Genomic DNA, 24464 nt, shown 5'->3' with positions numbered 1-24464 from the left:
TAGAAAAAGGTGTTCCTGCTCATGGGCAAAACCGTCGCCATCCTGATCTTCCCCGGCGTTCAGTCACTGGACGTGACCGGGCCCCTGGATGTGTTCTGCGAGGCCAACCGTTTTCTGCCGCCCGAGGCGCATTACCAACTGGAGGTGATTGGCCTGGGGCACGGCAACATGGCCTGTTCCAACGGCTTGTCCTTGCAGGCACACCGGCATTTCAGCGAGGCCGTCGAGCCCTACGATTTACTATTGATGGCCGGCGGGCCGCAGTTGCCCTTCGAGGATTTCGGCCCGGTGTTCAATCAATGGCTGCGTGACGCCAGCGCGCGAGCGAAACGTTTCGGCTCCATCTGTAACGGCGCCTTCATGCTCGCCCGCGCCGGGTTGCTGGACGGGCGCACCGTCACCACCCACTGGGGCGACGCTGCCGATCTGGCCGCCTTATGCCCATCGGCCCAGGTCGAAGCCGACCGCCTCTATGTGCAGGACGGCAACCTCTACACCTCGGCCGGGGTGACGGCGGGCATCGACCTGTCGCTGTACCTGCTGGCCCAGGACCACGGGCCGGAAGTCGCCCTCAGCGTGGCCAAGCGCCTGGTGGTGTTCACCCAGCGTTCCGGCGGGCAGTCGCAGTTCAGCCCGTTCCTGACACCCCACGCGCAAGCCACCTCGGCGGTGGCGCTGGTGCAGCTGTATGTATTGGCCAACCTGACGGGCGACCTGACCATCGCCGACCTGGCCAAAGCCGCCAACATGAGCGCGCGCAACTTCTCGCGGGTATTTGCCCGGGAAGCGCAGATCACTCCGGCGGAGTTCGTCGAGCGGGCGCGGGTGGATGCGGCGCGGGTGATGCTCGAAAGCACCCACGCACCGCTCAAGACCGTGGCGTATCAATGCGGCTTTCGCGATGCCCAGCACATGCGCAGTGTGTTCAATCGCCGGCTGGGCGTGACGCCGCAACAATTCCGGCTTAACTTTGCGGCGCCGGTTTGAGCGTGTCATAGGCTTCCAGGGCGCGCAGCGAGTAGATATACGCCGCGCCGGCATTCAGCGAGATCGCGGTGGCCAGGGTCGCGGCCACTTCTTCGCGGGTGGCGCCGGCCTTGATTGCCGCGTCGGCATGCACGCCGATACAGCCGTCACAGCGGGTGGTGATGGCCACGGCGATGGAAATCAGCTCGCGGGTCTTGGCATCGAGGACGTCATTTTCCTCGGCTGCTTCCCCCAGCGCCATGTAGGCTTTGACCATCTTCGGGTTGCTCTTGCCCAGCGCGCCAAAGGCTTTCTTCACGGTAGGCAGCAAGTCGGACCAGTTATTGAACATCGTGTTAACTCCTGAACGGGTTGGGTGTGAAGCCAGTGTGCGCGGTTCAGGTTTGGCGCTTTTGTTCGATCCACTCACCTTTTTGACCGATGCTCGCAAATGAACTCCATCGACACCCTCATCGCGTTGGCCAACCTGCGGGGCAGCCTGGACTTGCGTTGCCAGTTCCAGGGCGCCTGGGCCATGGACCACGAGCCCGAGCCGATGGGCGTGGCGCCGTATCACATTGTGCTGGCGGGCACGTGCCGCGCCGAATTGTCCGGCGGGCAGCAGGTGACGCTGGAGGAGGGCGACATCCTGTTGATGCCCGGTGGCGCGACGCACCTGGTGCGCAGCCAGGGCGCGCGGGTAAAGCCGGTGGCGCAGACCGTGATCGAAGGCGGCTTGCTGCCGATCCATCGCCTGGGCGGTGAGCAGCCGGACGTGGACATGCTCTGCGGCAGCTTTCGCTACAACCGCCAGTCGTTGCTGTTCAGTGCGTTGCCGGACTACCTGGTGGTGTCCAGCCGGCAGTGGCAGGCCGATGGGCAGCTGGCGGCATTGATCGCACTGCTGCGCAGCGAGGCGGACGGGCAGCGGCTGGGGGCGCGGTTTTTCATTGATGCGCTGTCGTCGGCGTTGTTCACCCTGATCCTGCGGGCATGGCTGACGCAGCAAGCGCCGGTGGCGGGCACCTTTGCCTTGTTGACCGACAAACGCCTGGGCAAGGCCTGGCAGGCGATGCTGGCGGATCCCGGGCATGAGTGGACCATCGACAGCCTGGCCAGCGCCGCGTCGATGTCCCGGGCGACGTTCATGCGTGGGTTTGTCAAAGTGGCGGGCGTGTCGCCGTGGGTGTTGCTGACGCAGTTGCGCATGGAGCTGGCGTTCAACCTGCTGCATCAGTCGCGGCTGAGCCTGACGGATATTGCCGCTCGGGCGGGGTATCAATCCCAGGCGGCGTTCAGCAAGAAATTCAAGGAAACCTACGGTGAGGCGCCGGGGCGGCTGCGAGCACGGTAGACGCAACAACGCAGATCAAAATGTGGGAGCGGGCTTGCTCGCGAATGCGGAGTGTCAGTCACCAGATGTATTGACTGATCCACCGCATTCGCGAGCAAGCCCGCTCCCACATTGGTTTTTTGTTTCTTCAGTTATTGCGGTGTCCGGGCCGGCAACAGCTTGAGCGTACTGCGGGTATTCGCCGTCACTTCCTCATCATTGAAATGCGCCTGCTCATACCCGCCTTCGATGTACGTTTCCGCCTGATCGGAATAGTGCTTGTCGAACGGCACACCACTCTGCCCGACCGGGTTGATGGTCAGCCCATGTGCGGCATCGGCGAAATCAATCAGGCGTCGGGTCGACGGCCCGTACGTCACCGGCCACGGCGCCGGGCCGATCTGTGCGGATTGGTTGTTGGGTACTTCATGGGTGCCGGGAGCGGCAAACGGGCCTACGTTGACGATCTTGTCCAACGGCTTTTGCGAGCCCAGTGGATGGCCGTGGGTCAGGGTGTGGGCCTTGCCCCATTGCCACTGCGATGGATCCTCACCAAAGGTCGCCTTGAGGTGTTGCAGGCTGTTGTCCCAGGCAAGCTTGACGGTCTCGGCGCGGTGGCCATCCCACCACGGCGAATCCGCTGAAGCGGCCAGGCGCGGCAAGGCTGCGTCCACTACCCGAGTGGTGAGCAAGGTCTTGAACATCCCATCGCCCAGTTTCGGGTGGAACGCCGCGTCAGTGAGGTTGAACAGGAACTGGTTGAACAGCGTGGCACTGGTGGAGTCCAGCGGGTAATCGCCTTTCCAGGCTGCCAGTTGCTCCACCAGCTTCAACTGCGCCGGGTCCTTGACCACGTCACGCAGCACCGGCAGCAGCGGTGCCAGCAGCCGTGGCCCGTAGGCGGTGGTGGTGCCGAGCTGCAAGGCCTGGCTGTTGTCCACGTCCCATTTCACGCTGTTGTCGCTCAGTTGCGCGTTCAACTGCTGGCCACGGTCTGCCAGGTTGTAATACCCGGGGATCGGCATGCCGGTGGGTGACGCGGGCTGGGCATTGGCGGACACCACATAACCGCGGGCCGGGTTTTCTTCCTGGGGGTTGGCGCTGAATGGGTAGAAACCGAGCTTGTCCGCCTGGGCGGTACTGCCGTCGAGGATAAAGCCCGGGTTGACCCCGGCCGGGCGGATCGGCAATTGCGCCGCCGCCCACCAGCCGATATCGCCCTTGGCATTGGCCCATACGATGTTCAAGCCAGGCGCCTGGACCTTGGCCGCCGCCGCACGCGCTTTGGCGAGGGTATCGGCACGGTTGAGCTGATAGAAACCGTCGAGGATCGGGTTTTCGGTATCCAGGAATGCCCACCACATGGCAATCGGCGTCTTGCCGGCATTCTCGCCGAGCACGTCGTTGATGATCGGACCGTGGGGCGAGGTGCGCAGCGTCAAGGTTACCGGGTCCTGGCCCTTGACCGCGATCTGTTGCTCGCTGCTGGTCATGTCCACCCACTTGTCGTGGTACCAGACCTGGTTGGGGTTGTCCGGGTTGACCTTCTCGGCGATCAGGTCGAGGTCATCGTTCTGGAACATGGTCAGGCTCCAGCCGAAATCCTTGTTGTGGCCCAGGAACGCCACCGGCACCAGCGCGTTGTGATAGCCGTAAAGCTCGAAGCCCGGCGCCGACAGCTGCGCCTCGTACCACACCGACGGCACCGAGAAACGGATATGCGGGTCACCCGCCAGCAACGGTTTGCCGCTCTTGGTGCGGCTGCCGCTGATGGCCCAGGCGTTGCTGCCTTCGAACTGCGGCAGGCCGTTGTCGGCCATGGCCTGTTCGCTCAACTGGGCAATGGCGCCGAGGTCTTTCCAGTCACCGGCCGCCAGGTTCAGCGCGCCCTTGGGCTGCCAGTCGAGGTCGAAGACCTTCAGGTAGTCGTTGCCCAACTGATCGCGTACGTAGGTCAGCAAGGGTTCGGTGCGAAAGGCTGCGGCAAAGCTGTAGGCCAGGTAGCCGGCGACGCTGATGGTGTCTTCGGCGGTGAACGGGCGCTTGGGGATGCCCAGTACGTCGAACTCCATGGGTTTGGCGTGGCTGTCCTGATACTGGTTGACCCCGTCCAGGTAGGCTTGCAGGGCCTTCCAGGACGCAGACTCATGGTCCATGTGCTCGACGTAGCTCAAGGCGCGCTCGCGAATGCGCAGGCTGCGAAATAGCTTGTCGGTCTCCAGCAGCTTGGGCCCCAGCACCTCGGCCAGCTCGCCACGGGACAGGCGCCGCATGATCTCCATCTGGAACAACCGGTCCTGGGCATGCACGTAGCCGAGGGCACGGTACAGGTCGGTCTCGTTCTCGGCGCGGATATGCGGCACGCCTCGGTCGTCGTAGCGCACCGTGACCGAACCTTGCAGATGGGCCAGCTCCACCGTGCCCTGGCGGGTCGGCTGCTTGCTGTACACGTACCAGCCGGCGCCAACCATAAGGGCTACGAGCAGGATGGCCAGCGCGGTCAGGATGCGTTTCATGGGTTGTCCCTTATTAGTCGGTCACCGTGAAGATTCGGGCAGTTTAGTGGGTTTGGCGAGCGCTGCGGAAAATGCTCTCGGGTTCGTGCTCCCTGAACCTGAGCTGCATGAAGTGGGGGTTCTGAAGTGGGCCGCGGGTAGGCGGAGTATTATGTTTACTCTGTTACATGAAACCAGCGGCGCGATGATTCACCCCGTCATCCGGGCGCGCCTTTGCTATCACTTTCGGAATGCAATTTATGACAGATCCCAGCCGTGCACAGGTGCCTTATGCCTGCTGCATGGAAACGCCATCGCTGATCAGCAATTTTTTGCGATACCCGCCGGTGGGTTTCACTGCCCAGCTGTCAGCACAGGGACTGCCGTACTTTTTTACCCGGTTCGACCTGCAGACCACCGCCGACGATGAGCTGCGTAGCCGCCTGCGCAGTTGGCCGGGGTACCGTTTGTGGCAGTCATGGCTGCATATCGACACCTGTTTTATCGGCACCACGGTCAGCGAATATTCCCCGTTCCCGCTGAACGTACCGCCACAGGACATGGCGCAATGGCTGCAACAGGAGTGTGCACCGCAACGCAAGCTCACCATCGTCAAGGATGTGCCGCTGGATTCTCCGCTGCTCAGCGTTGAGGACAATCGCTACGCACACGCGTTGATCGAGGCCTGCACCCAGCGCGGATTCATCAATGTAGAGGGCCAGGCGCTGGCCTATGTACCGATCGACTTCAGCTCGACGGATGAGTATCTGTCGCGGTTGTCCCACAGCCGTCGCCGCAATATCCGCCGCAAGCTGCGCAGCCGTGATGAGCTGCGCATCGAGATCCTGGACACCGGCGATGCCCGCTTCAGCGATGAGCAATGGCAGCAGGAACTGTATCGGCTGTACAAGGCGGTGTACGCACAGAGCGAAATCCACTTCGACTTGCTCACGCCCGAATTCTTCATCCAGTTGCTCACCGATGCCGACAGCGGCGGGCATGTGTTCTGCTACTGGGACGAGGACGAACTGGTTGGCTATAACCTGTGCTACCAGCAAGACGGCAAGTTGCTCGACAAGTACATCGGCCTGAACTACCCGCTGGCGCTGGAGCACAACCTGTACTTCGTCAGCTGGTTTGTGAACCTGGAGTTCGCCCTGGAAAAGGGCCTGCAGTTTTATGTCGCGGGGTGGACCGACCCACAGGTCAAGTCCAGCCTCGGCGCCAAGTTCACGTTTACCCGCCATCTGGTGTGGGTGAGGAACCCGCTGCTGCGCAAAGTGATGAACCGTTTCCGGCACCATTTTGAAAGCGATACCCAGTGGCAGCAGGAGCAAACCGCATGAGCCAGCACCGTCCCGCATTGATCCTCGATTTTGATGGCGCCGTGAATAACATTCCCGGCGCCCTTACCCTGCCGTTGCAAGCCTGGCAGGAGAAGATCCGTTTCGGCTGCCGCTGGGCGCAGTTCAAGGAGCTGGAGAGCGCCCTGCACGCGCAGATGCCCAGCGATTACGGCTGTGTGTTTACCGGCAGCGGTGATTATCACCACCTCAGCCAGCTGTTGTTGAACCGTCTTCCCACCCAGCAAAAGATCCAGCTGATCATTTGCGATAACCACCCGGACAACATGCGTTATCCGTTTGGTATCCATTGTGGGTCCTGGGTCTACTGGGCCAGCCGCCTGCCGCAGGTCGAGCACGTTCACGTGCTGGGCATTGGCTCGCCGGACATTTCCCTCAAGCACGCCTGGGAGAATCACTGGTCGCCGCTGGTGAAACGCAAGCTGACCTACTGGAACACCAACGTCGATACCCGCTGGTTGAACTGGATCGGCGCAGGCCGCAGCAATCGTGCATTCACCAGCGCGGACGAGTTGATGAGCGCGTTCCTGGCGCAGCTCGACCCTTCGCTGCCGGTGTATCTCTCCATCGACAAAGACGTGCTGAGCCCGCAGGTGGTGAATACCAACTGGGACCAGGGCGAGTTTCTGGAGAAGCATTTGAATGCGCTGATCGACGCCTGCCACGGCAGCATTATTGGCGCGGACATTACCGGCGACGTGTCCGCCTACCACTACCAGAGCAAGTTCAAGCGCTGGCTGAGTGCGTCGGATGGCCAGGAAGAGCTGCCGGAGAACCAGGTGGTGATCTGGCAACAGCAGCAGAATGAGCTGAATGCGCGCTTGTTGACCCGTATCGATCAAAGCTGGGCCTAGCGTTTGAGAATCCGCCGCAGATGATCCAGCACTTGCTCGAACAGCTCGTCCGTCAGCCAGTGGCTATTGCTGATCGACAGTGTCTGGGCGGCGAAGCTTTGCGCGCGGGGGATATCGGCGCCTTGCTGTAACAGCGGGGTGAGTGCCGGGTAGCCCGGCAATACGTGGATGAACAGGCGGGTCACGCCCAGGCCTGCCGTCCACAGCTGCGCCATCGCGGTATCGCGGGTTTGTGCGCTGGGCATCACCACCATCAGGAACGGCCAGGTGCCTTGCTGGCCCGGGCTGTCGGTCAACACCGACACGCCGGGCAAGCTGCTCAGCTGCGCCACGCGACGCAAGGCCCGCAGGCGGCCTTGCTGCAAATGCTCGGGCAAGCGTGCCAGGGCTGCGGCGCCGACCTTCTGGCGATAGCCGCCGAGGCGGTGCAACGGAATATCGTTGACGGAAAAATCATCGCCCACCGCCGCCACTTCATCGCCCCGCGCCAGCGCCGCCCGCAGCGGTTTGCCGTACACGTACTTCAGCCCGCGGGGCTGATACGCCGCGGCATAGCCCCACAGCTCGGCGCTGCGTTGCACTTCCCAGCGCAGGCTGAAGGGCAAGTCCTGCCGGCATTGCTGGTGCAACGCCTGATGCAGCACCGCATCCTGGCTGAATAACACACCGCCTTCAGCCGTCGTCAGGCCTTTGCCCAGCGCCATGCTGAAAAAGCCGATGTCGCCTTTCAGTCCGACGCTTTTTCCATCATCCAGTGCGCCCATGGCTTGGGCGGCGTCTTCGATCACCGCAATGCCGAGTGGCTCGGCAATGCGCTTGGCAGCCTCCACATCCGCCACACGCCCGGCCAGGTGAGTGACGACGATCGCCAAGGTGTTTTGGTTGCACAGCTGCGCCAGCTGGTGTTCGTCCAGGTCGATGCTGCCGGGCTGCAGATCGCACGCCACCACGCGCAAAGGCGGGCAGTGATGGGCCGCCAGGGCCACCAGCGGGCAGGTATAGGCCGGCACGATAAGCTCGGTGCGCCCCGGCGTGCGCTGCTGCAACACCCGCAGCGCCATGATCAGCGCGGCGGTGCCGGAGCAGGGCAGGGCCGGCAGCGGGATGTCGAGCTGTCGGGCCAGGTCGCGGGCCAGGTCGCCCGAGCGGTTGAACAAGTCCTGCCAGCGCAGGGGAAGCCCCGCCGTTGGCGGAATCTCCCGCTGGCTGACAACGGGCGTCATGACGCCAGCGTCTGCGAGGGTTCGGCCTCGACGGTCTTGCATTCTTTGTCTTCGCTGCGCGCCAGGCACAGGATGCCCGCAATGATCAGCGCGCCGCCGACGACCTTGGGCAGGGTCAAGGTGTCATTGAATAGCCACACGGAGATCAGCGTCACGCTGATCAGCTCCAGGTGGGAGGCCGCAAACGCCGGGCCCACCGGGGCGTATTTCAACAGCGTCATCCAGGTGAAAAACGCGCCGATGTAGCCCACGAATGCGCCGTAGATCCATGGCGCACCGAACACGCGGATCAACCAGGCGGCGTCCATCGTCAGCGGTTCGGCATGAATCGAGGCGAACTTGAAACTGACCTGCGCCAAGGTATCGAAAATGATCAGCGACAGAAAACCGAGGATATAAAACCGTTTCATTACTCGAACCCCACGACGGTCACGCCACAGGCGATCAGCATGATGCCGATCAACCGCCATTTGCTCAGGCTTTCCTTGAACAGGAAACGCCCCGCAATCATGATCACGACAATATTGATGGAGCCCAGCATCACCCCGACCGACAACGGCACCAGTGTCAGGAAGGCCAGCCACAGCACGAATTCGAACACATAGCAGATGATGCCCAGCCAGATCCACGGACGCTTGAGCATATGGCGCCAGTGGGCCATGCCGTCATGCTCGGCGCTGGCTGAGGCTGCGGCTTTGAACGCCAACTGGCCGGACGTATCAACGATGACGTTGAGTATCCAGAGGATGATGGTTAATTGGCTCATGTGTTCCCGTGTCGTCTGCTTGTACGGCTAGTTGCTTACGATACAGGAGCGTGCCGATACAGTTGTTCGAGTTTGTCGAACGAACAGCGTCTGTTCAGCTTGCCGGGTCAGGGTGGAGACGTTTCCCCGTTCCACTCGCAATAACAGCCGACCGCCAGGGTGTGGGTCGCATTGACCTCGCGTCCGCCTTCGAGGGCTTGCAGGATCGGCTCGATAAAGCTGTTGCTGGAGTTACACGTCAACCCTTCGCTGTAGGGCCCGAAATACGCCAGCTTGCCGCTGCGGTCCCAGATGCCCACGGCAGGGCTGGCCGGCAGATGCTGGGCACCGGGCACGGCCTTGAGGGCCTTCATCGAGCCCAGGGTGGCGGGCAACTGGCCGTGGCTGCCGGCTTTCTGCAGGGAATAGAACTCCACGCCCTGGGGGGCGTACTGCTCGATCAACTCGCCAAGGTGCTGCTGGTTGCCGACATTGCACGGGCAGGCGGGGTCCCAGAAGTGCACCATGCGGATCGGGCCCGGGCCGGCAAGCTCGGCCGGCAGGCTCAGGCTGTCACCGGAAAACACCGCCGTATGCTCACTGAATGCCCGCAGGTAGCGCCCCTGGAACCAGTCATACGCCGCCCACAACACCCCGGCGCAAATGATCACGATCAGGCTGGCGAAGAGGGTGGTGCGGTAGGGCTGTCGCATTTGGATCAATCCTCGGAGGACGCGTAGCTTGCCATGCTTGCCCTGACAGATGAATATCGCGGCTCGATATTCATCTGTTCAATGCGTTGAAGCCACAGTCTGGAAGTTCTTATGCCCGTTACGTTTGACCCTGATCATCTACGCGAAAGCTTGCGCCCACTGGTGGACGCGCAGCCGCTTTCAGCCGAGGCCCGGGTCTACCAGCGCTTCTACGGCCTGGACCTCGCTGCCCGCAAGGTGCCCGCGACAAGCCGCCTGGGGCGGTTTGCGGTGGATGGGTTCGACGTGGTCTGCCAGGTGTGGTGGCCACCGGTGCCGGTGGCGACGATGTTCCTGTTCCATGGCTTCTACGACCATATGGGCCTGTACCGGCATGCCGTGGACTGGGCGCTGGACCAGGGTTTTGTGGTGATCGCCTGCGACTTGCCGGGCCATGGTCTGTCCAGCGGCGAGCGGGCCAGCATTGATGACTTTGCGGTGTACCAGGACGTGGTGCAGGCGTTGTTTGAACAGGCCAAGGCGCTGCAGTTGCCGCAGCCGTGGCACTTGTTCGGGCAAAGCACCGGCGGCGCGATTGTGGTGGATCACCTGCTTAGCCATGGCGTCGACAGCCCGGCCCAGGGCAAGACGTTCCTGTTGTCACCGCTGGTGCGGCCCCGCGCCTGGGGCTGGTCGCAGCTCAGTTATTACCTGCTCCGGCCGTTCGTCAAAGGCATTGCCCGGCGCTTCAGCGATAACACCAACGACCCGCAGTTCAAGCCGTTCCTGGAGGCCGACCCATTGCAGCCACGGCAGTTGCCGACTGCCTGGGTGGGCGCCCTGGCGCGCTGGATCAAACGTGTTGAAGCGGCGCCACGCAGCACGCGGCGGCCGTTGATCGTGCAGGGTGAGGAAGACATGACGGTGGACTGGCAGCACAACCTGAAGGTGCTGCGCAGCAAGTTCGACCAGCCGGAGGTGTTGATGCTGCCGCGTGGCAGGCATCACTTGGCGAATGAGATTCCGGAGATTCGGCAGCAATACTTCGGGTTTCTCACCGACCACCTGAAATAACGCAATCCAAATGTGGGAGCGGGCTTGCTCGCGAAGGCGGTCGATCAGTTAGCATAACCAGTGACTGGCACACCGTCTTCGCGAGCAAGCCCGCTCCCACAGGGTTACTGCGCCAGGCTTGAAGTGCTTTGGCCGACCGCCAGCCCGGCGCGAATCGCCGCCAGTGCCGCCTTGTAGTACGCCTTGCCCTCCGGCGACTCCGCGAACGTCGCGAACTCTTCCAGCTCCGGGTCGGACAAATCCCGGTAGACGTACAACAGCGTGTTGTTCAGATCATTGCCGATCTGCTGCATCAGGCGCTCACGCTGGCCGTTCAACATGCCCTGCGCCTGGCCTCCGCCCAACAGCCCGGGGATCATCTGGCTCAAGCTGTCGGCCGCCACGCCGGCAATCGCCAGGCTGACTTCAGCCCCGGCTTCCCGCGCAGGCAAGGCCTGGGCCAGGTGGCCGATGATCAGGCTGCGGGTGGCATCGGCTTCCATGTGCGGCAAGCCCTGGGCGTTCTTCGCCAGTTGATCGCGGCGGGTGGCCAGCAACTCGGCGGCGACAATCTTGCGGCCCAGCGGCGACTGGAAGAAAGCCAATGCCGGCTTAGGGTCCGCCAAATTCTTGCGCAGTTGCGCTTCGGCGCGCTGGTCTACCGACTGGGGCGCGAAGCGTTTATTGCTGTTGTCCACCAGCGCCTGATACACCGCCGGCGGTAGGCTGTTGCGGTAGCGTTGCTGGGCGGCACTGAGGGCGTCATTAAAATGCGCGCGCTGGTCTGCCCAGCCGGCGACCTTGTACAACTGGTCATGGCTGTCTGCCCAGGCGGGCAAAACGCAGAACATCAGCAAGGAAAAAAACAAACGACGCATATGGACTCCTGTCAGTCGGCCACTATTGTCCGTGTCGGGCGTAGGATTTGTCGAGAAATCCTATCGGTCACCTGACTAAAGTGTATTCAGACGCTCGGCGGCTCTGTCGGATTCACAGGCGTATGGATACTATGCGCGCCATGCCCATACCCTCCGATCACCCGCTGCTGTTACGCATTGTCGATGACCTGGCCGCACAAGGCTGGTCGCAGCAGAATATCTTCCTGCCCGAGGCTCTGACCCTCGAACTGGCGGCTGAGTGCCAAAAACGCGCCGCCGAAGGTGAATTGGCGCCCGCGGCGGTCGGACGGGGGCCGTCCCAGGAGATTCGCGAGGGCATCCGGGGTGACCATATCCAGTGGCTGGAGCCGGGCGAGGTGGTGGCCTGCGATAACTACCTGGAGCTGATGGACAGCCTGCGGGTGGCGATGAACCGTGGCCTGTTCCTGGGCCTGGAAGACTTCGAAAGCCACTTCGCGATGTACCCGCCGGGGGCGTTTTACCTCAAGCATGTGGACCGTTTTCGCGATGACGACCGGCGCATGGTGTCGGCGGTGATCTACTTGAACAACGCCTGGCTGCCGGAACATGGCGGCCAGTTGCGCATGTACCTCAAGGGCGACGTCGAATACGATGTGGTGCCCACCGGCGGTTGCCTGGTGGTATTCCTGTCGGGGGAAATCCCCCATGAAGTCATGCCCGCCACCCGCGAACGCCTGTCCCTCACCGGCTGGTTTCGCCGGCGGGGCAACGAGCCGTTTTGATGATGCAAAAGATTCTGGTCAGCCGCTGCCTGCTGGGGCACCGGGTACGCTACGACGGAGGGGCCAGCGGGCCTTTCGATCAATTGGCCGCGTGGCAGGCCGAAGGCCGGGTGGTTGCCGTGTGCCCGGAAGTGGCGGGTGGCTTGCCGACGCCACGGCCGTCTGCCGAAATCCCGGGCGGGCAGGGGATTGACGTGTGGGAAGGCCGCGCCCAAGTGCTGACGGCCCAGGGGGAAGACTTCAGCGAAGCCTTCCTCGATGGCGCCCGCCAGGCATTGGCGCTGGTACAGCGTCACAATATCCGCGTCGCCGTACTCAAGGCCAACAGCCCGTCGTGCGGCAATCTGCTGACCTATGACGGTACCTTCACCGGCGTAAAGGTCACCGGCGAAGGCGTGACGGCGGCGTTGCTCAAGCGCCATGGGGTACTGGTGTTCAGTGAGCTGGAGTTGCCTGAAGCGGCAGTGGCCCTGGCAAAATGCTCAAGCCCGACATAGATCAACATGTGGGGCGGGCTTGCTCGCGAAAGCGCAGTGTCAGTCACCCGATGCTCAAGCCGAGCCACCGCATTCGCGAGCAAGCCCGCTCCCACATTGACCGAGTCGTTTATTCGGCCTTTTTCACCGGCTTGCTCGCATCCATCCCGAACCACTTCTCCGACAACGCCGCCAGCCGTCCATCGGCCTTCACTCGTTGCAAGGCCTTGTCCAGGCTGGCCTTGAACGCCGGGTTACCCTTCTGGAACGGAATCGCCAGGCTCAGCGTCGGGCCGACGTCTGCGCCTTCCTTCACCGGCAGCTGGCTGTCGCGAATCGCGTAGGGAATCAGCAGCCGATCACTGATGGCGGCATCGATCTGTTGATCGGCAACGTCCTTGATCGGCTGCCTGGCATCGGCATAGCTGCGCAAATCAACGCCCTCGGCGGTGCGCGCCTGCTCCACAAACTGGCTGCCCTGGGCCACGCCCAGCGCCTTGCCCTTGAGCGCCGCAAAGCTGCCCAACGGGCGCTGTTCCTGCTTGCGCACGATCAGCTGTGCGCTGGAGTAGCTGTAGGGCTCGCTGAAGTCGAAACGATCCGCCAGTTCAGGAGTCATAGCGATATGGTTGATGGCCACGTCGTACTTGGCGCTTTCCACGCCGGGCAGCAACTCGGCGGCATCGACAGTGATAAAGGAGGGGCGTACGTCCATTTCCTTGGCCAGCAACTCACCCAGCTCCACTTCAAAACCGGTGAGTTTGTCGCCTTCCTTGAAGTTGAAGGGCGGGGTGTTGGCTTCCATTGCGATGCGCAGTTCCCCGCGGTCAAATACATCGTCGATCAGTTCGGCATGGGCCAAGGGACTTGCAAGGGGCAGTAAAAGTAACAGGCCAGGCAGGAAACGCATGGTCGCTCCTAAAGAATTCGAATGAGCGAAGCGTTGTTCAGGCTCGCTTTGCTATGGTGTTGAATGCCTTGGACAGCAATTTGTCGCGAAGTTGTCATAACCCTACAGATTTCCCGGAAAAACTGGAGAAGTGAATGAAAGCCTTTTTGACCCGTGCAACCCTGGCCAGCCTATTGCTGGGCGCTTCGATGCTGGCGACCGCTGCTGATGGCATCCCGCGCAGCGCTCCACCAGAAGGTGCCAAAGTGTTCATCGTGTCGCCCAAAGATGGCGCCACCGTCGATAAAACCTTCACCGTGAAATTCGGCATGGAAGGCCTGAAACTGGCTCCGGCCACCAGTCAGGATCCGGGCACCGGCCACCACCACCTGCTGATCGACCAGAAAGAATTGCCGGATGCCAGCGTGCCGATCCCGGCCACCGACACCGTGATCCACTACGGCAAGGCCCAGACCGAAACCGAGCTGACCCTCACCCCAGGCAAGCACACGCTGCAACTGGTAGCCGGCGACAAACTGCACATGCAGTTCAACCCGACTGTAGCCTCGAAAGTCATCACGGTTAACGTCAAGTAAGATTTGTTCAGACAAAAAAAGGGAGACCCGAGGGTCTCCCTTTTTTATGCGCGTTTAACGATTAGAACAACACGCGGCTACGGATAGTGCCGTTGATGTGTTGCAGCTTCTCTTGCGCCAGGTCCGAATACTCGGCGTCTACGTCGATAACCACGTAGCCGACTTTCTCGTTGGTCTGCAGGAACTGACCGGAAATGTTGATGCCGTTTTCCGCGAAGACCTTGTTGATCTCCATCATCACGCCAGGGATGTTCTGGTGGATGTGCAGCAGACGGTGCTTGCCAGGGTGCGCCGGCAGAGCCACTTCCGGGAAGTTGACCGAGGACACCGACGTACCGTTGTCGCTGTACTTGACCAGTTTCTCCGACACTTCCAGGCCGATGTTGGCTTGGGCTTCAGCGGTGGAACCGCCGATGTGCGGGGTCAGGATCACGTTGTCCAGGCCACGCAGCGGGCTTTCGAAGATGTCGTCGTTAGAGCGCGGCTCTACCGGGAACACGTCGATGGCGGCGCCGATCAGGTGCTTGTCCTTGATCGCGTCGGCCAGGGCGTCCAGCTCGACCACGGTGCCGCGTGCAGCGTTGATCAGGATCCCGCCCTTCTTGATGGCGCGGATTTCCTTCTCGCCGATCATCCACTGGGTTTCAGCGGTTTCCGGTACGTGCAGGGTCACGATGTCGGACATGCCCAGCAGCTCGGTCAGGCTCGACACCTGGGTGGCGTTGCCCAATGGCAGCTTGGTCAGGGTGTCGTAGAAGAACACCTGCATGCCCAGGCCTTCGGCCAGTACCGACAACTGCGTGCCGATCGAGCCGTAACCGACGATACCCAGCTTCTTGCCGCGGATTTCGAAGGAGTTGGCTGCGCTCTTGATCCAGCCGCCACGGTGGCAGGAAGCGTTCTTCTCGGGAATACCGCGCAGCAACAGGATCGCCTCGGCCAATACCAGCTCAGCAACGGAGCGGGTGTTGGAGTACGGTGCGTTGAACACCGCGATGCCGCGCTCGCGCGCTGCGTTGAGGTCGACCTGGTTGGTGCCGATGCAGAAACAGCCGACAGCTACCAACTTCTTGGCGTGATCGAAGATCTCTTCGGTCAGCTGAGTGCGGGAGCGAATGCCGATAAAGTGCGCGTCGGCGATCTTTTCCTTGAGCTGGGCTTCCGGCAGAGAACTGGTGATGTACTCAATGCTGGTGTACCCGGCGGCCTTCAGGACTTCGACGGCCGATGGGTGGACGCCTTCCAGAAGAAGGAACTTGATCTTGCTCTTATCGAGAGAAGTCTTGCTCATCTGCGTAAACCTGTATCCCGGAGAAAAATGGCAGGGAATCGGATCACGTAAGCTGACCCGGACGGCAGGAAAGCCGTCACCGCAGAACGCCCTTGGGCACTATCCTGCGGGGGCGGTATGCTAGCATACGTGCCCCGCTAAACACCCATTCCTGCGACGTGAAGCGTTCTCAGGATGACCATGAATTGTTCGAGAGTTCTGTCGATGACCCATCCTGCCCTGATTGATGAGCTGAAGACCCTGGTTGAGCCTGGCAAGGTCCTGACCGATGCTGACTCCCTTGAGGCTTATGGCAAGGACTGGACCAAGCATTTCGCGCCGGCCCCGGTGGCCATCGTCTTCCCGAAGACCACCGAGCAGGTGCAGGCCATCGTCCGTTGGGCCAATGAGCACAAGGTCGCGCTGGTGCCGTCCGGTGGCCGTACCGGCCTGTCGGCCGCTGCCGTCGCTGCGAATGGCGAAGTGGTTGTGTCGTTCGACTATATGAACCAGATCCTCGACGTGAACCTCACCGACCGCACCGCCGTGTGCCAGCCGGGCGTGGTCACCAAGCAATTGCAGAACGTCGCCGAAGAAAAAGGCCTGTACTACCCGGTGGATTTCGCCTCGTCGGGTTCCAGCCAGATTGGCGGCAATATCGGCACCAATGCCGGCGGGATCAAGGTCATTCGCTACGGCATGACCCGTAACTGGGTCGCCGGTATGAAAGTCGTCACCGGCAAGGGCGACCTGCTGGAACTGAACAAAGACCTGATCAAGAACGCCACCGGCTACGACATGCGCCAGCTGTTCATCGGCGCTGAAGGCACCCTGGGGTTTGTGGTCGAAGCGACCATGCGCCTGGACCGTGCGCCGAAAAACCTTACCGCGATGGTGCTCGGCACCACCGACTTCGACTCGATCATGCCGGTGCTGCACGCCTTCCAGAGCAAGCTGGACCTGACCGCCTTCGAATTCTTTTCCGACAAGGCCCTGGCCAAAGTCCTCGGTCGTGGCGACGTGCCGGCGCCGTTCGAATCCGACTGCCCGTTCTACGCGCTGCTGGAATTTGAAGCGACCACCGAAGAAGTGGCCAACGATGCCCTGGCCACGTTCGAACACTGCGTCGAGCAGGGCTGGGTGCTGGACGGCGTGATGAGCCAGAGCGAAACCCAACTGCACAACCTGTGGAAGCTGCGCGAGTACATCTCCGAGACCATCTCCCACTGGACGCCGTACAAGAACGACATTTCGGTGACTGTGTCGAAAGTGCCAGCCTTCCTGAAGGAAATCGACGCGATTGTCGGCGAACACTACCCGGACTTCGAAATCGTCTGGTTCGGCCACATCGGCGACGGCAACCTGCACCTGAACATTCTCAAGCCGGAAAACCTGAGCAAGGACGAGTTCTTCGCCAAGTGCGCCACCGTCAACAAGTGGGTGTTCGAGACCGTGCAGAAGTACAACGGCTCGATCTCCGCCGAACACGGCGTGGGCATGACCAAGCGCGATTACCTGACCTACAGCCGTTCGCCGGTTGAAATTGAATACATGAAGGCAGTGAAAGCGGTGTTCGACCCGAACGGGATCATGAACCCGGGCAAGATTTTCGCTGTTTAACAGTCCCTGAAGGAGTCGGTCCATGAGCTACCAGCACAAGTATGTCGACGGCACCAATATTCACTTTCCCCTGGGGAAGGTGGTGTGCATCGGGCGTAACTACGCCGAACACGCCAAGGAACTGGATAACCCGGTACCGACCGAGCCGCTGCTGTTTATCAAGCCCGGCAGTTGCGTAGTGGCACTGGAAGGCGGTTTTGCCATCCCTACCGAGCGCGGTTCGGTGCATTACGAAGCGGAAATCGCGGTGTTGATCGGCAAGCCGTTGTCGGCCAAACCGAGCCGCGAGGAAGTGCTGGACGCCATCTCCGGCTTCGCCCCGGCCCTGGACCTGACCCTGCGGGACAAACAGGCCGAGCTGAAAGCCAAGGGCTTGCCGTGGGAAATCGCCAAGTCGTTTGATGGCGCGGCAGTGATTGCCCCGTTCGTGGTCGGCAGCACCTTCCCGGATGTGACGGATATCGGCATTCGCCTGACCATCAATGGCGAAGTGCGCCAGGACGGCAACAGCGCGATCATGCTCAACCCGATCATCCCGATGATCCAGTACATGGCCGGCTGCTTCTCGTTGCAGGCCGGGGATGTGATCCTCACCGGTACGCCGGCAGGCGTGGGCCCGCTGAATGTGGGCGATGAACTGGTGCTGGAATTGCCGGGTGTGAGCCGCTTCGAAAGCAGCGTTCGCTGAATACCTGGCGAAACGCGGTTAAAAAATGTGGGAGCGGGCTTGCTCGCGAAAGCGGTGTATCAGTGACAGATTCAGTGACTGATACTCCGCATTCGCGAGCAAGCCCGCTCCCACATTTGATCTGTGTACTGTCACCCAATCGGGTTTTTGCATTTTTTTCACACCCCATCCGGATAATCCTCAGCCTCCTGCGCGCGGACCTTTTGATCCTGTGCTATCCCCTAAAGCTGACTTTCTGGAAAGCGTAATGGCCGTGCCTCTCCCATCCGTAAAACCCACGTTTCGTTCACGCCTTGCCATGCGCTGGTATTCCTGGCTGTTCCTCGCCGGCGCGATCATTTACGGCGTGGCCTGGGCGATGCACTGGGACGACCGCGGCGTGCTGTGGGTGGCGGAGGGCTTCGAAACCCCGGCCGAGCGCCTGGAAAGCGTCTGGCTCCCGGACTACCACGCGGTGATCGACGCCAAGCTGCTGCCTGGCATGGAGAAGGACGAAGCCTCGGACCTCACCTACAACCCGCTGACCAAGACCCTGTTCTCGGTGATGGGCAAGAACCCGTTCCTGGTTGAACTGACCCTGCAAGGCGACGTGCTGCGCAAGATGCCGCTCAACGGCTGGAACAACCCGGAAGGCGTGACCATGATGGAAAACGGCCTGATGGCCGTGGTCGATGAGCGCCAGCACAGCCTGACCATCGTCAAGGTCGACCCGCAGACCCAGCAGTTGAACAAAGCCGACTTCCCGTCCTATGACCTGGGCCCGTCCAAGGACCAGAACAAAGCCTTTGAGGCGGTCACCTGGGACAAGCGCAACCAACAGCTGATCCTCGGCGAAGAACGCCCACCGGCCCTGTTCACCTGGAAAAGCGACGGCAGCCAGACCCTCTCCGGCGCCAAGCAAAAGCTCGCCAGCACTGAACTGGACATGCGCAACCTGTCGGCGCTGACCGTCGACCCACGTACCGGCCACCTGCTGGCGCTGTCGGCGGACTCCCATCTGTTGCTGGAACTGGACGAGAAGGGCGAGCAGGTCAGCTTCATGACCTTGCTCGGCGGCTTCAATGGCTTGAAGAACACCATTCCCCGTGCCGAAGGCGTGACCATGGACGAGAACGGCACGCTGTACATGGTCAGCGAGCCGAACCTGTTCTATCGCTTCGAGAAGCAGGCGCAGTAGTTCGATTACGTCAGATTTCTCTCTATCTGCGGCATCCGCCAGACACCCGGGGCGTTTAAGTTTAAATTCAGGCGACCATGATATTCATTCGCCAGTTTTTACTCTGAGCCCCGCCCGATGCGTCGACTTGCCCGCCCCAAACCTGCTTTTTTTATCCTGATCCTGATCGCCCTGGTGGCGTGCGGTGTGGTTGCCCAGCAATTGCGCCTGTTTGAGCGTGCCTGGTTCAACTGGCAATCCTGGCGCAATCCCGCCGGGGAGCACTCCATTGGCCTTGGGGATTACCGGGTGGCCCTGGAGGCGCAGGTGATCGACGGCCTCAACGATGATGTCTCGGCACTGACCTTTGATCCGGTGCGCAACAGCCTGTTTACCGTGACCAACAAGAACGCTGAGCTGGTCGAACTGTCCCTGGACGGCAAAATCCTGCGGCGCATTGCGCTGGTGGGGTTTGGCGATGCCGAGGCCGTGGAGTACATCAGCGACAACACCTACGTGATCAGCGACGAACGCCAGCAGCGGCTGATCAAGGTCCACGTGGATGACGACACCCAATTCCTCGATGCCGCCGACGCCGAGCAAATGACCCTCGGCGTGCACCTGGGCGGCAACAAGGGCTTCGAAGGCCTGGCCTATGACTCGGTGGGCAAGCGCCTGTTTGTGGCCAAGGAACGCGACCCGATGCTGATCTACGAGGTCCACGGCTTTCCGCATTTCAAACCGGAAAAAACCTATTCGGTGCACGTGATCAACAACCCCAAGCGCGATGCCGGGTTGTTTGTGCGCGACCTGTCGAGCCTGCAATACGACGAGCGTAGCGGTCATCTGCTGGCGCTGTCGGATGAGTCATTTTTGGTGCTGGAACTGGATATCGACGGTCGCCCCCTGAGCAGCCTGTCGCTGCTCAAGGGGCGCCATGGCCTGAAGCAGCGCGTGCCTCAGGCCGAGGGGATCGCCATGGACAACGACGGCACGTTGTACATGGTCAGTGAGCCCAATCTTTTCTATGTATTCAAAAAAACCAAGTCTTGAGTCATGTGCAGAACAAATGTGGGAGCGGGCTTGCTCGCGAATGCGGTGTATCAGGCGCCATATTCAGTGACTGACACTGCGCATTCGCGAGCAAGCCCGCTCCCACACGGGTTTTGCATTACGCCTTAAGCGTTTTTACGCCTTCCGGGGTGCCCAGCAGCAGTACGTCAGCCGGACGGGCCGCAAACAAACCGTTGGTGACGACGCCGACGATCGCGTTGATCTGGCGCTCCAGTTCCACAGGGTTGGTGATCTGCATGTTGAACACGTCGATGATGATGTTGCCGTTGTCGGTCAGCACACCTTCGCGGTACACCGGGTCGCCGCCCAGTTTCACCAGTTCGCGGGCCACGTGGCTGCGGGCCATCGGGATCACTTCCACCGGCAGCGGGAACGCGCCGAGTACCGGCACCAGTTTGCTGGCGTCGGCGATGCAGATGAAGGTCTTGGCCACGGCCGCGACGATCTTCTCGCGTGTCAGGGCTGCGCCGCCGCCCTTGATCAGGTTCAGGTGTGCGTCGCTTTCATCGGCGCCGTCGACGTAGAACTCCAGGTCGCTGACGGTGTTCAGCTCGTACACCGGAATACCGTGGCCCTTGAGCCGCGCAGCGGTGGCTTCGGAGCTGGCAACCGCGCCGTCGAACGCGCCCTTGTGCAGGGCCAGCGCATCGATAAAGCAATTGGCGGTGGAACCGGTGCCGACACCGACAATGCTTTTATCGTCGAGTTTAGGAAGGATTAAATCGACGGCGGCCTGGGCCACTGCCTGTTTGAGTTGATCCTGGGTCATGCGGGCTCCGGAACGGGCGGGGAGTAAAGAGGGGCGCGAGTATAACCCAACAAAACCTCGGTTTTCGTGTGGTCGCCCGGCCAAACGCTGGGTTAGACTCCTTGGCCCTGCCCAACCCGCCCAGTGATGCTTTCCGATGCTTGAACAGTACGTCAAAAAGATCCTCACCTCGCGCGTTTACGACGTTGCCGTAGAAACCCCGCTGCAGACCGCCCGCCAGCTCTCCGAGCGGCTGGGCAACAAGGTCTGGCTCAAGCGCGAAGACTTGCAGCCGGTGTTCTCGTTCAAGATTCGCGGTGCCTATAACAAGCTGACCCAACTGAGCGCCGAAGAACGTGCGCGCGGCGTAGTCACCGCTTCGGCGGGCAACCATGCCCAGGGCCTGGCCCTGGCGGCCAAGGTGCTGGGGGTCAAGGCCACCATCGTGATGCCCAAGACCACCCCCGAGATCAAGGTCGAAGGCGTGCGTTCCCGTGGCGGCAAAGTGGTGCTGCACGGGGATTCTTTCCCGGAAGCCCTGGCGTATTCGCTGAAGCTGGTCGACGAAAAAGGCTACGTCTACATTCACCCCTACGATGATCCGCACACCATTGCCGGGCAGGGCACCGTGGCGATGGAGATCCTGCGCCAGCACCCGGGGCCGTTGGACGCGATTTTCGTCCCGGTGGGCGGCGGCGGCCTGATTGCCGGTATCGCGGCCTACGTGAAATACCTGCGGCCCGAAATCAAGATCATCGGCGTCGAGCCGGACGACTCCAACTGCCTGCAAGCCGCCATGGCGGCGGGCGAGCGCGTGGTACTGCCGACCGTGGGCATCTTCGCCGACGGCGTGGCGGTGGCGCAGATCGGCCAGCACACCTTCGACATCTGCAAGGATTACGTGGATGAAGTGATTACCGTCAGCACCGATGAAATCTGCGCGGCGATCAAGGACATCTACGACGACACCCGCTCCATCACAGAACCTGCTGGCGCCCTGGGCGTGGCGGGTATCAAGAAATACGTCGAGACCCGTGGCATCACCGGGCAAACCCTGGTGGCCATCGATTCCGGGGCCAACGTCAACTTCGACCGCCTGCGCCATGTGGCCGAGCGCGCCGAGCTGGGGGAAGGCCGCGAAGCCATCATCGCCGTGACCATCCCCGAGAAACCGGGCAGCTTCAAGGCCTTCTGCGAGGCCGTGGGCAAGCGCCAGATCACCGAATTCAACTACCGCTACCACTCCGGGCGCGAGGCGCACATTTTTGTCGGCGTGCAGACCCACCCGGAAAACGACCCGCGCAGCGCGCTGATCGCCAGCCTCACCAGCCAGGGTTTCCCGGTGCTGGACCTGACGGAAAACGAACTGGCCAAGCTGCACATCCGCCATATGGTCGGCGGCCATGCGGCGCATGTCAGCGACGAGGTGGTGTTCCGCTTCGAATTCCCGGAACGTCCGGGGGCACTGTTCAACTTCCTTAACAAATTGGGCGGGCGCTGGAACATCTCGATGTTCCACTATCGCAACCACGGCGCCGCCGATGGGCGCGTGGTGGCGGGCCTGCAAGTACCGGCGGACGAGCGTCACCTGGTGCCGGCGGCGCTGGAGGCCATTGGCTACCCGTACTGGGATGAAAGTGATAACCCGGCCTACCAGCTGTTCCTCGGTTGAGCGACTACGCTGACTGGGCGGCCTTCAAGGAATCGAGAACATGGAAACGCTGACCACCCTTAAAGTTATCCACATCGCGGCCACGGTGTTGCTGCTGCTCAGCGGCCTCGCCCTGGCAGTGCTGGCCTGGCGCAAACGCAGCGCGGGGCCGGCCTATACCGTGCAGCGGCCGTGGGTGTTTGTGTGGTTGTTGATGGGCATTTGCGTGGTGAGCATGCCGTTCACCGGCTGGTGGCTGGCGCACCTGATCGGCTGGCCGCTGGGGCAAACCTGGATCCTGGGTTCCAGCGTGATCTACACCGTGGCGGCGCTGAGCTGGTTCTGGCTGGTGGTGCGGCTTAATCGACTGCGGCTGGGCGGGGCGGGGAGTTTGAACTTTACCGTGGCGCTGGCGGTGGTGAGCCTGGTGGGGTTTGTGGCGATTGCCGGGTTGATGGGTGCCAAGCCCGTCTAGATGATCGTTCCCACGCTCCGCGTGGTAACGCCGCCCGGGACGCTCCGCGTCCCAAGAGCGGACGCAGAGCGTCCAGTGATGCATTCCCACGCGGAGCGTGGGAACGATCTTTAGCCGCGCAGGGTGATCACCGGCCAGCCACGCTTCTCGGCTTCAGCCCGTAGATTCGGATCCGGATCCACTGCCACCGGGTGGGTCACCTGCTCCAGCAGCGGCAGGTCATTCATCGAGTCGCTATAGAAGTAGCTGTCCTCCAGGTTGTACCCGGTCTCTTCCAGCCAACGATTCAAGCGCGTCACCTTGCCCTCACGGAAGCACGGAATATCTGTGCTGCGCCCTGTGTAGCGCCCGTCTTCCATCTCGCATTCCGTCGCAATCAGGGTTTCAACCCCCAGTCGCTCGGCAATCGGCGCGGTCACAAAACGGTTGGTCGCGGTGATGATCACCAGCTTGTCGCCCGCCGCCCGGTGCTTGGCCAGCAACTCAACTGCCTTGGGCAGCACGATCGGCTCGATGCAGTCGCGCATGTAGTCGCGATGCCATTCATCCAGCTGGGCCATCTCGGTGCGGCCGAGGATTTCCAGGCAGAAGTTCAGGTACTCGGCGTTATCCAGCTTGCCGGCCAGGTAGTCCTGGTAGAACTCGTCGTTGCGGGCCTTGTAGGCTACCGCGTCGAGAATCCCGCGTTCACAGAGGTAATCGCCCCAGGCGTGATCGCTGTCACCCCCCAAAAGCGTGTTGTCCAAGTCGAATAAAGCCAGGCGCATTGCAGTTACTCGCTGAAAAGTCTGTAAAAAGGCGTCCAGAATACGGTCTTTTCACAAGAGTGCACATAAGGTAAGCAGCCTCGTTGCCGCTGTATCAATCTTTGTGGAACAATGCGGTGACATGCGTTTGCGAGGTTGTTGCCGTGATCGACCCCGATGGTTTCCGTCCTAATGTCGGGATTATTCTTACGAATGATGCCGGACAGGTGCTATGGGCTCGCCGTATCAACCAAGATGCCTGGCAGTTTCCTCAAGGCGGAATCAACCCCGACGAAACCCCTGAAGACGCCTTGTACCGTGAGTTGAACGAAGAAGTAGGCCTTGAACGTGAAGATGTGCAAATTCTGGCCTGCACCCGAGGCTGGTTGCGCTATCGTTTGCCGCAACGTCTGGTGCGTACCCACAGCCAACCGCTGTGCATCGGCCAGAAACAGAAATGGTTTCTCCTGCGCCTGATCTCCAACTAGAAGCGGGTGCGGATGGATTTGACCGGTAAACCGGAGTTCGATGGCTGGCGCTGGGTCAGTTATTGGTATCCGTTGGGCCAGGTGGTGACATTCAAGCGCGAGGTTTATCGTCGCGCTCTTAAAGAGCTTGCCCCGCGCCTTTTAGCGCGCGACTGACGAAGGAGTTCGACCCCGAGCCATGCTCAATACGCTGCGCAAGATCGTCCAGGCTGTTAACTCC

At 61.5% G+C, this 24464-nt stretch carries 25 protein-coding genes and 1 pseudogene; 15 read left to right on the top strand and 11 right to left on the bottom strand.

Features of this window, described 5'->3' with window-relative positions:
* The first annotated feature begins 21 nt into the window (after positions 1–21).
* A complete protein-coding gene (locus ACIOMR_RS28030; RefSeq protein ID WP_177068574.1) occupies positions 22–987 on the top strand; it encodes a GlxA family transcriptional regulator in 966 nt (321 codons plus the stop codon).
* Here ACIOMR_RS28030 and ACIOMR_RS28025 read toward each other — a convergent pair.
* Positions 965–1318 (bottom strand): carboxymuconolactone decarboxylase family protein, encoded by a 354-nt coding sequence (locus ACIOMR_RS28025; RefSeq protein WP_078739652.1) that lies wholly within the window; start codon positions 1316–1318, stop codon positions 965–967. The genes ACIOMR_RS28030 and ACIOMR_RS28025 overlap by 23 nt on opposite strands.
* 99 nt (positions 1319–1417) lie before the next feature.
* On the opposite strand from ACIOMR_RS28025, the gene ACIOMR_RS28020 reads away from it, so the two are divergent.
* The gene (locus ACIOMR_RS28020; RefSeq protein WP_401197601.1) at positions 1418–2320 is read left to right on the top strand and encodes an AraC family transcriptional regulator; all 903 of its coding nucleotides are present in this window, start codon (positions 1418–1420) and stop codon (positions 2318–2320) included.
* 131 nt (positions 2321–2451) lie between these two features.
* Here the strand turns inward: ACIOMR_RS28020 and ACIOMR_RS28015 are convergent, their stop codons facing one another.
* Positions 2452–4815, bottom strand: a complete 2364-nt coding sequence (locus ACIOMR_RS28015) for a penicillin acylase family protein (protein ID WP_178965697.1) — start codon at positions 4813–4815, stop codon at positions 2452–2454.
* 239 nt (positions 4816–5054) lie between these two features.
* Here ACIOMR_RS28015 and ACIOMR_RS28010 point away from each other — a divergent pair, with 239 nt between their 5' ends.
* Complete coding sequence (locus ACIOMR_RS28010; RefSeq protein WP_177022350.1) at positions 5055–6140, top strand: GNAT family N-acetyltransferase; 1086 nt, start codon at positions 5055–5057, stop codon at positions 6138–6140.
* Complete coding sequence (locus tag ACIOMR_RS28005; protein ID WP_401197597.1) at positions 6137–7012, top strand: hypothetical protein; 876 nt, start codon at positions 6137–6139, stop codon at positions 7010–7012. The genes ACIOMR_RS28010 and ACIOMR_RS28005 overlap by 4 nt, the downstream gene beginning before the upstream one ends.
* Here ACIOMR_RS28005 and ACIOMR_RS28000 read toward each other — a convergent pair.
* The 4 genes from ACIOMR_RS28000 to ACIOMR_RS27985 form a co-directional block, all read right to left on the bottom strand.
* Complete coding sequence (locus ACIOMR_RS28000; RefSeq protein ID WP_401197594.1) at positions 7009–8235, bottom strand: DegT/DnrJ/EryC1/StrS family aminotransferase; 1227 nt, start codon at positions 8233–8235, stop codon at positions 7009–7011. The two genes, ACIOMR_RS28005 and ACIOMR_RS28000, sit on opposite strands and share 4 nt — an antisense overlap.
* Positions 8232–8645 (bottom strand): multidrug efflux SMR transporter, encoded by a 414-nt coding sequence (locus tag ACIOMR_RS27995; protein WP_102604099.1) that lies wholly within the window; start codon positions 8643–8645, stop codon positions 8232–8234. The genes ACIOMR_RS28000 and ACIOMR_RS27995 overlap by 4 nt, the downstream gene beginning before the upstream one ends.
* Positions 8645–9001 carry an EamA family transporter gene (locus tag ACIOMR_RS27990; protein ID WP_003213864.1) on the bottom strand — a complete coding sequence of 119 codons (357 nt, stop codon included), beginning with the start codon at positions 8999–9001 and terminating at the stop codon, positions 8645–8647. Before ACIOMR_RS27990 ends, ACIOMR_RS27995 begins: the two co-directional genes overlap by 1 nt.
* Positions 9002–9108: 107 nt before the next feature.
* A complete protein-coding gene (locus ACIOMR_RS27985) occupies positions 9109–9693 on the bottom strand; it encodes a DUF6436 domain-containing protein (RefSeq protein WP_401197591.1) in 585 nt (194 codons plus the stop codon).
* A 111-nt stretch (positions 9694–9804) separates the two neighbouring features.
* Here ACIOMR_RS27985 and ACIOMR_RS27980 point away from each other — a divergent pair, with 111 nt between their 5' ends.
* Complete coding sequence (locus ACIOMR_RS27980) at positions 9805–10746, top strand: alpha/beta hydrolase (protein ID WP_102604100.1); 942 nt, start codon at positions 9805–9807, stop codon at positions 10744–10746.
* Between the two features lie 104 nt (positions 10747–10850).
* On the opposite strand, the gene ACIOMR_RS27975 is transcribed toward ACIOMR_RS27980, so the two are convergent.
* The gene (locus tag ACIOMR_RS27975; RefSeq protein WP_008438922.1) at positions 10851–11603 is read right to left on the bottom strand and encodes a DUF2059 domain-containing protein; all 753 of its coding nucleotides are present in this window, start codon (positions 11601–11603) and stop codon (positions 10851–10853) included.
* Between the two features lie 131 nt (positions 11604–11734).
* Between ACIOMR_RS27975 and ACIOMR_RS27970 the strand changes: the two genes are divergently transcribed.
* Both ACIOMR_RS27970 and ACIOMR_RS27965 read left to right on the top strand, forming a co-directional pair.
* Positions 11735–12367 (top strand): 2OG-Fe(II) oxygenase, encoded by a 633-nt coding sequence (locus ACIOMR_RS27970; protein WP_003213854.1) that lies wholly within the window; start codon positions 11735–11737, stop codon positions 12365–12367.
* Positions 12368–12369: 2 nt separating this feature from the next.
* Positions 12370–12864 (top strand): DUF523 domain-containing protein, encoded by a 495-nt coding sequence (locus ACIOMR_RS27965; protein ID WP_043226180.1) that lies wholly within the window; start codon positions 12370–12372, stop codon positions 12862–12864.
* Between the two features lie 109 nt (positions 12865–12973).
* Here the strand turns inward: ACIOMR_RS27965 and ACIOMR_RS27960 are convergent, their stop codons facing one another.
* Positions 12974–13753, bottom strand: coding sequence for a transporter substrate-binding domain-containing protein (locus tag ACIOMR_RS27960; RefSeq protein WP_003213851.1), 780 nt, complete (start codon positions 13751–13753; stop codon positions 12974–12976).
* A gap of 134 nt (positions 13754–13887) precedes the next feature.
* Between ACIOMR_RS27960 and ACIOMR_RS27955 the strand changes: the two genes are divergently transcribed.
* Positions 13888–14328 carry a DUF4399 domain-containing protein gene (locus ACIOMR_RS27955; protein ID WP_003213848.1) on the top strand — a complete coding sequence of 147 codons (441 nt, stop codon included), beginning with the start codon at positions 13888–13890 and terminating at the stop codon, positions 14326–14328.
* Between the two features lie 61 nt (positions 14329–14389).
* On the opposite strand, the gene serA is transcribed toward ACIOMR_RS27955, so the two are convergent.
* The gene (gene serA, locus ACIOMR_RS27950) at positions 14390–15619 is read right to left on the bottom strand and encodes a phosphoglycerate dehydrogenase (protein WP_003213846.1); all 1230 of its coding nucleotides are present in this window, start codon (positions 15617–15619) and stop codon (positions 14390–14392) included.
* Positions 15620–15823: 204 nt separating this feature from the next.
* On the opposite strand from serA, the gene ACIOMR_RS27945 reads away from it, so the two are divergent.
* From ACIOMR_RS27945 to ACIOMR_RS27930, 4 genes are all read left to right on the top strand, one after another.
* Complete coding sequence (locus ACIOMR_RS27945; protein WP_003213844.1) at positions 15824–17218, top strand: FAD-binding oxidoreductase; 1395 nt, start codon at positions 15824–15826, stop codon at positions 17216–17218.
* A gap of 22 nt (positions 17219–17240) precedes the next feature.
* Positions 17241–17906, top strand: a complete 666-nt coding sequence (locus tag ACIOMR_RS27940; RefSeq protein ID WP_003213842.1) for a fumarylacetoacetate hydrolase family protein — start codon at positions 17241–17243, stop codon at positions 17904–17906.
* 247 nt (positions 17907–18153) lie between these two features.
* The gene (locus ACIOMR_RS27935) at positions 18154–19083 is read left to right on the top strand and encodes an SdiA-regulated domain-containing protein (protein WP_003213840.1); all 930 of its coding nucleotides are present in this window, start codon (positions 18154–18156) and stop codon (positions 19081–19083) included.
* Between the two features lie 117 nt (positions 19084–19200).
* Positions 19201–20115, top strand: coding sequence for an SdiA-regulated domain-containing protein (locus tag ACIOMR_RS27930; RefSeq protein WP_003213837.1), 915 nt, complete (start codon positions 19201–19203; stop codon positions 20113–20115).
* 118 nt (positions 20116–20233) lie between these two features.
* Here the strand turns inward: ACIOMR_RS27930 and rpiA are convergent, their stop codons facing one another.
* Positions 20234–20905 (bottom strand): ribose-5-phosphate isomerase RpiA, encoded by a 672-nt coding sequence (gene rpiA, locus ACIOMR_RS27925; protein WP_008438935.1) that lies wholly within the window; start codon positions 20903–20905, stop codon positions 20234–20236.
* Between the two features lie 136 nt (positions 20906–21041).
* Here rpiA and ilvA point away from each other — a divergent pair, with 136 nt between their 5' ends.
* Together ilvA and ACIOMR_RS27915 are read left to right on the top strand one after the other, a co-directional pair.
* On the top strand, positions 21042–22556 hold the full coding sequence (gene ilvA, locus ACIOMR_RS27920) for a threonine ammonia-lyase, biosynthetic (RefSeq protein ID WP_003213834.1): 1515 nt from the start codon (positions 21042–21044) through the stop codon (positions 22554–22556).
* Positions 22557–22596: 40 nt separating this feature from the next.
* Positions 22597–23010, top strand: a complete 414-nt coding sequence (locus ACIOMR_RS27915) for a DUF2269 family protein (protein WP_102370118.1) — start codon at positions 22597–22599, stop codon at positions 23008–23010.
* A 110-nt stretch (positions 23011–23120) separates the two neighbouring features.
* Here ACIOMR_RS27915 and ACIOMR_RS27910 read toward each other — a convergent pair whose 3' ends face one another.
* Positions 23121–23777, bottom strand: coding sequence for an HAD family phosphatase (locus ACIOMR_RS27910; protein ID WP_177050282.1), 657 nt, complete (start codon positions 23775–23777; stop codon positions 23121–23123).
* 143 nt (positions 23778–23920) lie between these two features.
* Here ACIOMR_RS27910 and ACIOMR_RS27905 point away from each other — a divergent pair.
* Positions 23921–24400: pseudogene (locus tag ACIOMR_RS27905) on the top strand (RNA pyrophosphohydrolase).
* Positions 24401–24464: the final 64 nt, after the last annotated feature.

It is taken from the genome of Pseudomonas sp. NPDC087814, from assembly GCF_044742865.1.
Lineage (GTDB): Bacteria > Pseudomonadota > Gammaproteobacteria > Pseudomonadales > Pseudomonadaceae > Aquipseudomonas.
The sequence above is the reverse complement of the archived record's forward strand: the minus strand, read 5'-3'. Positions and strand labels throughout refer to the sequence as shown.